This is a genomic window from Halorubrum laminariae, assembly GCF_024494655.1.
Lineage (GTDB): Archaea > Halobacteriota > Halobacteria > Halobacteriales > Haloferacaceae > Halorubrum > Halorubrum laminariae.
The window spans coordinates 1-10,213 of the sequence record NZ_JANHDL010000028.1; the positions used below are offsets into that span (position 1 = coordinate 1).

Consider the following 10,213-nt stretch of genomic DNA (forward strand, 5'->3'; position numbering starts at 1 on the left):
GCCGACAGCGACAGCTCTCCGTCGATCCGTCCGTAATCATCTCATCGAGACCATCAGTACAACCGCTTCGAGACAGAACTCAGGCCGCAGAAACAGCTAGCTGTGGATGCTTTGTGAGGTACTGAGTATGGGGTTCTCAAATTGGTCGGCGTAGGCGACCACCTCCGATGTGACTGTGTGGAGGATGTGGTCGATGTGTCGCCACAACCCGTCGCCGTAGGACTCTGCGATACGTTCGCTTCCGCGTTGCTGAAGGCGTCGAGTCGCCGTGAAATACGTCTCGAGGAGTTGTCGGACTCGCTTGCCTTCGTCGTTCCAGAGGTTGGGTGCAGTCGGGGAGCCGCGCTCGTCACGGTGACACACCGTTAACAAAGAGGCTTCCCCGATGTCTACCCCAATCGGCGTCTCCGCCGAACTGGATTCTCGTTCCGCCACGTCTCGCGTGGCGACGATATGGAAGTACCATTCGCCGTCACGGTCGAACAACCGACACTCACCCATCTTCGCGTCCCCCGCGTGCAACGCCTCCAACCACTCCCGCTGTTCGGGATTCGGTTGTGCGGGCAACCAGAGGTGGTAGTCGTCATGGTGCGGGATTTTGACGTACCACTCGATGGTGTTCTGTGGCTTGTGGTCGAGCGTCGGGCCTTCGTTCGTGAACCGAATAGGGTGGTCGTCGTGAAGCTCTTTCGCGTCGTAGCTTCCGCCACAGAGTTGCGGGACGTACTTTTTGAGCGCGTTCTTCGCGTACCCACTCAAGTCGTAGTTGATCACCACGTCGTTCGCCGCCGACTGTGAGGTACAGTTGGCGTTGAACGCGGCTTCGAGCGCGTCTTAATACGCCTGTTTCGTCTCACAGAGTTTCCGATGCTTGTGGGCGTTTGGTTCCACAAGCTTCAGTTCCAGCGTCTCGGTGAGTTCGGTCACTGTTCGTCCTCCTCGTGACGCTGGATGTACTTCTTGACAGTCTCGCTCGAAATGTGGCCCGCTGTTCCTGCGTAGTAGCCGCGTGCCCATTTGATTTTCTCGGCGTCATGGTCGGCGTAGCGGTGGTTGTACTTCCGCGAACTGATGCCTTTGAACCAGTTGGCGAGAAGTGACGGGGCGTGTTTTGGCGGGCTACTGACGAACAGGTGGATGTGGTCGGGTTGGACGGTCAGGTCGATAATCTCCAACCCTTTGTCGTCGGCTATTTCGTGGAGGATGTTTCGCACACGGGTTGCAACGTCACCGACGAGTACCGGTTGGCGGTACTTCGGTATCCACACTATGTGGTAATTGAGGTTGTACGTTGCGTGCCGTGTGGTCTTCATCCGCACCACACACTATGCCTCTGTGGCATCTTAAAAACATCGTACACGGTGGGAGATCCAGCCGTGCAATCGTCGGTAGAGATGTACGCTATTGTCCGCTTGACCCGCGCCTAAAGACGCGGGTATGCGCTTGCACTATGTATCAGCAGGTACTCGCGATTTGTGCCTACATCTGGCTGCCTTCCTCGTAGGGTTGAACGACGACGAACCCCTCAGAGCCGTTGAACTGCATTTGCAGTTGTTCACCGGACGTCTGACCAATTTCGATTGTCTTGTTCGTCCCGATCGACGGCGAGAGGTTGGCGCTCCACGCGACGGTGGCGTCGGGATCGGTCGTGACCGGTGGCGTCATCACGACGGGATCGCCGTGAGTCGTGACCGCCACCTCTCCGGGGCCGGTGAGGAACACATTCGTGAGCCCGCCAGCAGCGGCTTGGGAGAGCCCCCCGACGGTGCTTATCTCGTAGTCGATCTTCTTCTCGAACCCGAGGACATCGGTGCCGTTGACAGATATTGACTCGTCGGCGTCGAGCGAGAGGATCTGTACCTTTTTGCCCTGTTCTGCTACGTAGAGCGTTCCGGATCCCTCGGCCTCCATGATCGGCGTTCCCTCGCCGCTGACGGCCTCCTTAACGAACCCTGAGATCCCGCCCTCGGCGGAAGACTTTCCGGTGAACGTCACGTCGCCGGTATAGGCTATCATTGATCCGGCTTTCACCATCACTGTCCCCTCGAAGGGAATCTCCAACAGTCGCTTGTTGACTTTCTGGAAGCCGTCACTACTCTTCTGAGGGGCGTTCGCATCGACAAATTCGTCTAAGTTCATTCGCGTTTGGGCATCTCGGTGTCAGCCACAAAGCCATTTCCTCGCGTTTCTGATGCAGAAACACGGTGTTCGGTCCCGATCTATTTGAAGTGTGGATCCGTCTGTCCGTGTTTCAGATCGCGCAGCGGGGGGCAGACATTAAACCGGACGGTGTCTAGAGTCGGTAGCAGGATGGCTAATCGATCGACGACACACCTGACCGCGCCGAGGTGACGATGAGTGAGCCTAGCGCGCTACGAATCTCGCTTGCCTCTCATCCCGACCCTGTACTCACGTACGAACTGCAGGATGGCGTTCCGACAGTGATGGCGACTAACGATGCGTTCGACACAGCGATCGGTGTCGATCCCGAGGAGCCAGTCTCGGCCCTTTTCGAGCGGTTCGACACGGTAAAATCGTCTGGTGGTGAGGCTCCTGAGGAACAACTCCGTGCTGGCGAAGCGGTTGAACTCTTGTTGGAAACCGCCGGTGCCGGTCAGTACGTAGCTCATGTCCTCACGCCCGACGCAGACGGTGGAGCGATAGTTTTCAGCCCCCGTGACCCCGCCGCCTCGTTTACCGATGATGTCGATGTTGGTCAGGTGGCAAGCGTGATCAGTCATGATCTGCGAAATCCGCTTGATGTGGCTGGTGCACACCTTGAGGCCGCACGCGAGACGGGGGCAGACGAGCACTTCGACGCTATCGACGCCGCTCATGATCGAATGGAGCGGATCATTCAGGACGTGCTGACGCTTGCTCGTGGTGAGGCAGCGCTGAACCCCGAGCATGAGGTCTCAGTCCGCAAGATGGCGGAACGCGCGTGGCAGACCGTCGAGACCGAGACATGGACGCTCCAGTTCGACGGGTCGCTCCCGACGGTAAGAGCCGATCTCGATCGCTTCCAACGGCTGTTCGAGAACCTCTTTCGGAACAGTATCGAACACGGGTCCGAGGGTGGAACCGTTCAAGTTGGAATACTGGCAGACGGAACGGCCGGGGTGTTTGTCGCCGATGATGGCCCCGGTATCCCTGCAGCCGAGCGCGACGACGTCTTCCGGCCAGGATACACGATCGATGGCGGTGGCACCGGGCTCGGCCTCGCAATCGTCGATCGGATTGCAGAAGCCCACGACTGGACGGTTTTGATCGCGGAAAGCGATCGTGGTGGGACACGAATCGAGATCCGGTTCGACGCGGAGCTGTAACGATGGAGGACCGCCTCCAGAACGCACCGATCGGTGTGATCACGGTGCGAGATCGGATCGTGATGGCGAGCAACGAGATCGCGTCAGAGCTTCTCACGGCTGAGGACCCCAGCGGCGAGAAGATCGCTGACGTGTTTCCTCGATCGGTTGCGGACTCACTCCCGAACGCCTTCGACGGAGAATCAGTGGCGGACACGATGTTCGAGGAGTACTACCCGACGATCGACCGGTGGCTATCGGTGTCAGTGGTTTCGGGCGACGGAACTGCAACTGTCTACGTCGACGACGTGACCGAGCGCAAGACTCACCAACAGGCGCGTGAACGGCTCCGTGCTGAACACGAGCGCGTCGCCGTCGTCGACCGTCTAATCGCCGACGTTCTCCGAGGATTGGTCGGTGCCGCCTCACGAGCGGAGATAACGGAGACGATTCGAGAGCGACTGGGGAACTCCGAACAGTATCAGTTCGCGTGGACCGGGGTCCGTGTTGCTGACGGCGAGGGTCTGGACGTGGAGGGCGTCGCGGGCGACCAAGGCGAGACCTTTCCGGCGGTCCGCGCGGCGGTCAAGCGCGGAGACACCACTCCCGAACAGCGGGCGGTTGAGCGACAACGTCCGCAGCTGATCCAGTCGCTGAGCGGCGACGAAACGGTCCCGGAATCGGTTCGAGTTGCCGGGTTCGGCGACGGTGTCCAGTCGGTGCTGGCTGTGCCACTGGTGTACGGATCTAGCGTCTACGGGGTCGTCGGGGTCTACGCGGGAACGAAAGAGGCCTTCAGCGACCACGAGCGATCGAGCTTCGAGGCGCTCGGTGAACTCGCGGGACTGGCAATCAATGCAACCCGAAACCGTCAGCTGCTACTCGCGGACACGATCACCGAGGTTACGTTCGAGCTCGGGGCACACTCCACGCTCGCCCAACTCAGCGAGTCCTGTGACGCGGAGCTCACGCTCGGCGGCACGGTCCCGGCTGACGACGACGGCCTCACCTGTTTCCTTACTGTCTCAGGGACTGTCCCAGAAGCGATCGTTGACGCGACTGCATCAATGCAGAACGTCGATGGGGGGCGGGTCATCCGCCAGTCGGACGACGACCACGGACGAATCGAACTCACGCTCGGGAGTGAGACACCGCTCGTGGCGACCGTCGCCTATGGGGCGACCATTCGGACGGCGACGTTCGAGGATGGTGCCGGTCGATTAGTCGTTGAACTGTCCAGCGACGCTACTGTCCGCCGATTGGCGGTCGAAATCGGTGACGATGAGCCTGCACCTGTCCTCGCTCGCCGGGACCGGACGCGGTCGCCGACGACGGCGCGAGAGTTCCGGAACGAACTGAGTGAGCAGCTCACCGATCGACAGGAAACCGTGCTTCGGACGGCCTACCTCGCGGACTACTTCGAATCGCCGCGGGGAAGCACGGCCGAGGAAGTCGCCGAGTCGCTCGGGATCACGGGATCGACGCTACTGCACCACCTGCGCGCGAGCCAGCGGAAGTTGCTTGACGCGTTCTATGACGAGCACACCGGCGACAGATCGTAGGCGTTCATCGCCCGTCGCGATCGATACCTGCGAACTCTGCGAGCATCGTCTCGTCGTCCAGTAGTCGCCGTGCACGTTGTTCGAGCCGGTTCGCGCGTTCGCGTACTACCGCAAATTCCTCGTGATTCCCGCGCTGTTCTGGGCTGGTCTGGGACGCCAGAACCGTTTCTGTGGATTTCGCACTGAAGTACTCTCCAAGCGTCTCGTAGGCGAGGACCTGGCGCTGTTGGTCGACGACTGAACGGATATCCGCACGGTCGACTGGCTTACAGAGATAGTCGTCGAAGGGGAGATCCAACACGTCGAACCCCGGATCGATTGCGGTAACCATCACAACGCGGCCCTCAAACCCGCGTTCCTCCAGTGTTTCGAGTACCTCGTCGCCAGAGATATCGGGCATATGCCGGTCAAGAAGAACGATATCCATCGTCTGATCCTCGACCGTCGACAGCGCCTCTTGACCCCCATAGGCCGTCTCCACCGCCCATTCGCCGCGGAGTCGGAGTGCGTAGGCGTCGGCGACCTCCTGCTCGTCGTCGACGACAAGAATCTTTGGGCCCTGGTCGGTGTCGGTATCCGCCATGGTGGAGCGTGTCCCGGATTTTCTGCCGAATCAACATAACTGGTTTCGTTCGACGTGGAAAACTGTGGTAGCTCTTCACAATCTGCATAGTGAGATACGTGCAGATTCGCTCGTCTGGATACTGAGCATGTTCGACCAAGGGAGTTCCACCGCACCGTAGTCGTATGGCGGCACGCCCTCAATCGAGTCACGAATGCGCAGAAGAGTCAACTTCCCGACCGACGACCGCAGAGCTTCTCGATCTACTCGGCGACAAGTACACCCGTCGCGTGTTTGAGGCAGTCTCGGAGAGACCTCGCGGCGGACGTGCCGTCGCCCAAGTAGCTGGCGTCTCGCGGGCGACGGCGTACCGACGTCTTAACGAGCTCCGGGACGCCGGGCTCGTGACGAGCGAGCATCAGATCTCTTCCGACGGTCACCACCGCGAACAGTTCGCTGCGTCGGCCCGACATCTCTCGATTTCGCTTGATGATGGCGACATCGAAGCGGCAGTCAGTTTTGGTCTGTAGCGTCGTCGGACGAGTCTTTCCTCTCGTCAGTGAGCCTATTGGCATCGTGGAAGTGGACGACGACGACGGTCCCTTCGTCGCTGGCCTGCTCGAATTCGAGTTCGGCACCAAGTTGATTGACCGCCCAGTTGACAAACCACAGGCCCACACCAAGCCCGTGTTCGAGCTGGGTTTCCCCCGCCCTGGTGAGCAGTTCGCGTTCGCGATCGGGGATGCCGGGGCCCGTATCGGTGACGCGGAGTTGTGGAGTCCCGTCGGTGGTTGTGCTGACTTCAATGTCGACTCGTACGGGATCAGTCGAGTGGACAATTGCGTTCTCAATGAGTTCGACTACGAGACGGCGAACTATCGTCCGATGGGTAGTGATTTGTAGGTTTTCGGGCGCATCGACCGAGACGTTGCTCTCGGGATGGTCCTCTCGGGCTGTCGTAGCAACCTCCTTGGCCACGGCAGTGAGATCGACCGGCGATGGGGGGCCGTTGCTGTCAGTCATCACTGCCTCAGCGTCCCGTGCTTTCCGGCTAATTGACGACAGATCGGTGGCACTGTCCCGGATCGCTGTCCGATGGATCTCATCATCGACGTGATCCGCGTGGGCAAGGATCACGTCGAGCTTGTTCCGCACGTTGTGTCTCAGGACGCGGTTGAGGACGGAAAGTCGCTGCTCTCGGGTGCGTTGGTCGGTCACGTCTCGAAGTAACACCGCTCTGGCAACCGGCGTTCCCCCGCTGTCGGCATCGTCACCTTCGACGGTGGAGACGGAGAACTGGAACTGGCGGCGGCCTCGGGTCGTTCTGAGCGTGACGGTGTCGGTCGTCCCGGGCGACAGGTCCACATCGTTTATTCCGTCGACGATCGACATCATCGGCGCGCCGATCATCTCCCGAGTTGACTGGTCAAACAGGTCCTCGGCCGTTGCGTTGGCGTCGAGGATATGGCCGTCCCAGTCGACGACGACTACGGCCTCCTGTAGCGCTTCCACGACGCGTGAACGGGCGACATAGTCTGCCTTCGGGAATCCCGTCAGCACGGGGTAGCGCCGGATCGAGATCGCCAACAGCACCCCGGAGAAGAGCAGTCCGGCTGTCACTCCGTCGACGATGCGACTACCGTCAAGCCACGTACCGACCACGTACGGTGCTGAGACCGCACCGAACTGTGCCGCAAGCTGTGTCTTCGAGATTCGTCCGTGGCTCCACCCGTAGCGGAGAAAGACGGCAGCCGCGTAGATGTATACGACGAACAAGAGCAGAAGTTCGGTCCCCGCAAGCGACGCGAGCGACCGCTGGACCGCCTCCCTTGATGGGTCGCCCTCAAACGTGGCTGCCGCGCCGACAAGCGGAAGCGCGAGGAGGACGAATAACGCGATCCGTGGGCGGGTCAGTCCGGTACCACGACCGGTGTAGCCGAGCACGTAGACCAGCCAGATCGCGGGAATAAATACAATCGGTAGAATCTGCCCGACAGCGGCCATCCCCGCACCCACCGACCATTCGTGTGGGAATTCTGAAAGAAGCGACAGAAGCGCCCATACCAACAATCCGGCAGCCATGGCAGCGAAAGCGGTCGCGTTCGGTGGCGATCGATCTCTGGCGGCCCGCCACGTCACCCACGCCAACAGCGCGACGGCGATCCCGTCGATGGCCAGCGAGACCGAGAGAGCGAAGACGTTCATCGTGTCCTCGATACCATTCGGCTCTTCCGGCGCATCCGTATTGAGGCCGGTGATCGATTGCGTCGTCGTCGGGAACTCACTGTCGGTCTGTTCATCAAAGCTGTCGATTCGCCTTATCAACCGCGTCGTTGGTCGCGATACCGCCGCTGTCGGCACCACTGTGTGCACTCGTACTAGCAACGACGTCACCGACGGTAGCAGTCGCCGGTGAGGAGAGTGATGACAGGAACCCAACCGTGCCTGAACGTAACAGCGAGTATCTCAGTCCATGACCAACCGACCGACTGATGGAAACTGCCATACTGGTTGTTGTGGTGACCCCCCAATAATCACTTAGTGTGCGTTGCAGGCTCAGAAACACAGACACGGGTCTGTTGCAGACAGCGAAACACTCCATTCCCTTACTTCCCTCCTGCACATGGAGTAGAAGGTGCCCGTCGTGACGCACGGCGGGCGTGGTCAGCTACCTCTCTCCCCGCCGGCATCCCCCCTGCCGGCAGTTCCCCCGCTGGCCCTCCAAGACGCTACCTTCCGAAGCTCTCCGTGGGTGAACAGAACGGCCGACCACTACGGCCTCCCGTTCTCGCTGCGCGTCACGATGTACCAGTGTACCCACTCTAGAGAGCGGACGTTGCTGAGCGCTACAGATAAGCAAGGAGAAAGCCTCGCGCTTCAGCGCGGGGTGGATGTCAATCGCCCGTCCGCCAATCTGTCCGTAAATGAGGGTATCGTAGTATTCCCCGCGGTACCACAATGCTTCTCGTAACGTTCCTTCGTGTTCGAACCCGAGCGACTCCAGCAAGGCTTGAGACCCCTCATCATCTAGATCCCGAACTGACCGACAGAACGTGCCTATGAATGCGACATAGAACGCTTGTATTGGGAGTAGCCGGACCTCAACTGACCAGTTCAGTCTCCTTGTGAAGTCTCAGTCTGACCCAAACACCGCCCGAGTCAGTGCACCACCGTAAGCAAGCCGTGAACCAACCCACAGTGCACCGAGCGTGACGCCTATCGCCAAGAGGTATGGAATTGGCTCTGGGAGGCGGCCGCTTGCTGTGCGAGCGAGCCGCTCTGCTAGAGCGAAACCACCGAACCAAACTATCAAAAAAGCGATGTGCTGGTGGAGAGATTTCTGTCGGCGTGCGTGGCGGTAACCGACGACAAGAAAGCCCACGAGCAGCAGGACGGCTAGGATTACGAAGGTGAGTGAGCGGAGTTGTCCATCGAGCGCAAACGCCGAAGGGATGCCGATAACCACCGCGAGAACGAAGATCGTCTGGGCAATAAGTCCGATATCTATCTCAGTATTGGAGGGCTGTTCGGTCACAAATTGCGGTCAAGAACGATGAAAACATAAAGAGTCCGTTTATTCAAATTGGCTACATTTCACGACACCGACTAGTCCGTCTCTCGTGGCACCCACCGTTGTCAAAGGTACTCCGTTGAATATACATGCTGTACTGACTACGCCGAACCAGAATGTATCACTTTCTAAGGATTTCAACAGAGCCAGATCTCTCTAAGTTTGGAGAGGCAGAGTGTCGCACGTCGGCCACTCGTGTTTTTGAGCTCGAAGCTAGACTACGAATACGTTATGGTCTCAAATTCGTGAGAGCGCAGCCCACAACAGCGCGCCGATTGGGATGAGAAAGAATGGTCCAAATGCAGCCAGAATTCCGAATGCTTCGGTCTGGCTGACCTGTGATGTGAAAAGTAACCCGACAGGAACAGCACCGAAGCATAGGATTAGTCCGATTGACGCAGCAATGACGGCAGTATCTCGTGACGGGCGTTCTTCGCGTCGCACTGGCAGACCAAGTGTCTCAATCGCCTGATCGAGATCTGTTACTGGGCCGAACTGTGCTTCATCATTCGGTACCGTGTCGACTCCAGAGATAGTGAGGGTTCCTGTTCCGAAGATTCGATCCGGGATCGCATTCTGTATCGAGAATTGAGCCCCGGATCGGATCGGGACAACCCACTGTGGTGCCTCAAGTAGTGTGTCGTATGCGACGAGCGTTTCTCCACGCCGCTGATACTCTATGGTACCGTACCGAAGGTAGTAGCTCAGGACTCTTACACCAGCAATGATGAGTATCATCCCCAGCGCGAGAGTAATCCAAACGATGTGTCCGGCTCCGACGGCAGCAATGAAGCCGAAGAGAACAAGAATGCCGACACGGTTAGCGAATCCAAGCCCGATCGCTGAGAAACTTCCCAGCAGGACCGATCTGGGGTTCACCGTCACGCGGGCTTGCACTGACTCGGCCGGGAGATCGAGTTCCGGCTGTGGCCGGCTGAGATCATCGTCACCCAGTCGTTTGACAAATCGACGGACTGTGGTACCGAAACGGCCCGTGGAAACGTTCGAGATAGCGAGTATTGTTTTTGCTCCAACAAAACCAACAAGCAGTGTGAACCCCATCTCTTGGCCGCCTGCCGCCCCGAGGGCGGTGTTCAGATAAGGATTGAAAGGTGAGGCGGTGCGTTTTCAAAGTGATCTATGCTCGAAAACGACCGCCTCAGCGGCTGTTTAGACGAGATCAACTTAGAGTTTGTGGAGCGAGAAGCAACAC

At 59.0% G+C, this 10,213-nt stretch carries 9 protein-coding genes and 2 pseudogenes; 4 read left to right on the forward strand and 7 right to left on the reverse strand.

Annotated elements, in window-relative coordinates:
• Positions 1 to 102 precede the first annotated feature (102 nt).
• The 3 genes and pseudogenes from NO887_RS18105 to NO887_RS18115 all read right to left on the reverse strand — a co-directional run.
• Positions 103 to 927: pseudogene (locus tag NO887_RS18105) on the reverse strand (RNA-guided endonuclease TnpB family protein); the annotation flags it as partial.
• The gene (gene tnpA, locus NO887_RS18110) at positions 924 to 1,313 is read right to left on the reverse strand and encodes an IS200/IS605 family transposase (RefSeq protein WP_256419569.1); all 390 of its coding nucleotides are present in this window, start codon (positions 1,311 to 1,313) and stop codon (positions 924 to 926) included. The gene tnpA and the pseudogene NO887_RS18105, both read right to left, overlap by 4 nt.
• A gap of 166 nt (positions 1,314 to 1,479) precedes the next feature.
• Entirely contained in the window at positions 1,480 to 2,139 is a 660-nt protein-coding gene (locus tag NO887_RS18115; protein ID WP_256419570.1) for an AIM24 family protein, read from the reverse strand.
• Positions 2,140 to 2,354: 215 nt separating this feature from the next.
• Between NO887_RS18115 and NO887_RS18120 the strand changes: the two genes are divergently transcribed.
• Both NO887_RS18120 and NO887_RS18125 read left to right on the forward strand, forming a co-directional pair.
• Complete coding sequence (locus tag NO887_RS18120) at positions 2,355 to 3,326, forward strand: sensor histidine kinase (protein WP_256419571.1); 972 nt, start codon at positions 2,355 to 2,357, stop codon at positions 3,324 to 3,326.
• Positions 3,327 to 3,328: 2 nt separating this feature from the next.
• The gene (locus NO887_RS18125) at positions 3,329 to 4,867 is read left to right on the forward strand and encodes a bacterio-opsin activator domain-containing protein (RefSeq protein ID WP_256419572.1); all 1,539 of its coding nucleotides are present in this window, start codon (positions 3,329 to 3,331) and stop codon (positions 4,865 to 4,867) included.
• Between the two features lie 4 nt (positions 4,868 to 4,871).
• Here the strand turns inward: NO887_RS18125 and NO887_RS18130 are convergent, their stop codons facing one another.
• Positions 4,872 to 5,450, reverse strand: a complete 579-nt coding sequence (locus NO887_RS18130) for a response regulator (RefSeq protein WP_256419573.1) — start codon at positions 5,448 to 5,450, stop codon at positions 4,872 to 4,874.
• 164 nt (positions 5,451 to 5,614) lie between these two features.
• Here NO887_RS18130 and NO887_RS18135 point away from each other — a divergent pair, with 164 nt between their 5' ends.
• On the forward strand, positions 5,615 to 5,959 hold the full coding sequence (locus tag NO887_RS18135) for an ArsR/SmtB family transcription factor (RefSeq protein ID WP_256419574.1): 345 nt from the start codon (positions 5,615 to 5,617) through the stop codon (positions 5,957 to 5,959).
• Here the strand turns inward: NO887_RS18135 and NO887_RS18140 are convergent.
• The 3 genes from NO887_RS18140 to NO887_RS18150 form a co-directional block, all read right to left on the reverse strand.
• Positions 5,943 to 7,634, reverse strand: a complete 1,692-nt coding sequence (locus tag NO887_RS18140; RefSeq protein WP_256419575.1) for an ATP-binding protein — start codon at positions 7,632 to 7,634, stop codon at positions 5,943 to 5,945. The two genes, NO887_RS18135 and NO887_RS18140, sit on opposite strands and share 17 nt — an antisense overlap.
• Before the next feature lie 928 nt (positions 7,635 to 8,562).
• Entirely contained in the window at positions 8,563 to 8,964 is a 402-nt protein-coding gene (locus NO887_RS18145) for a hypothetical protein (RefSeq protein ID WP_256419576.1), read from the reverse strand.
• Positions 8,965 to 9,237: 273 nt separating this feature from the next.
• The gene (locus NO887_RS18150; protein WP_256419577.1) at positions 9,238 to 10,062 is read right to left on the reverse strand and encodes a hypothetical protein; all 825 of its coding nucleotides are present in this window, start codon (positions 10,060 to 10,062) and stop codon (positions 9,238 to 9,240) included.
• 78 nt (positions 10,063 to 10,140) lie between these two features.
• On the opposite strand from NO887_RS18150, the pseudogene NO887_RS18155 reads away from it, so the two are divergent.
• A pseudogene (locus tag NO887_RS18155) lies at positions 10,141 to 10,213 on the forward strand (IS6 family transposase); the annotation flags it as partial.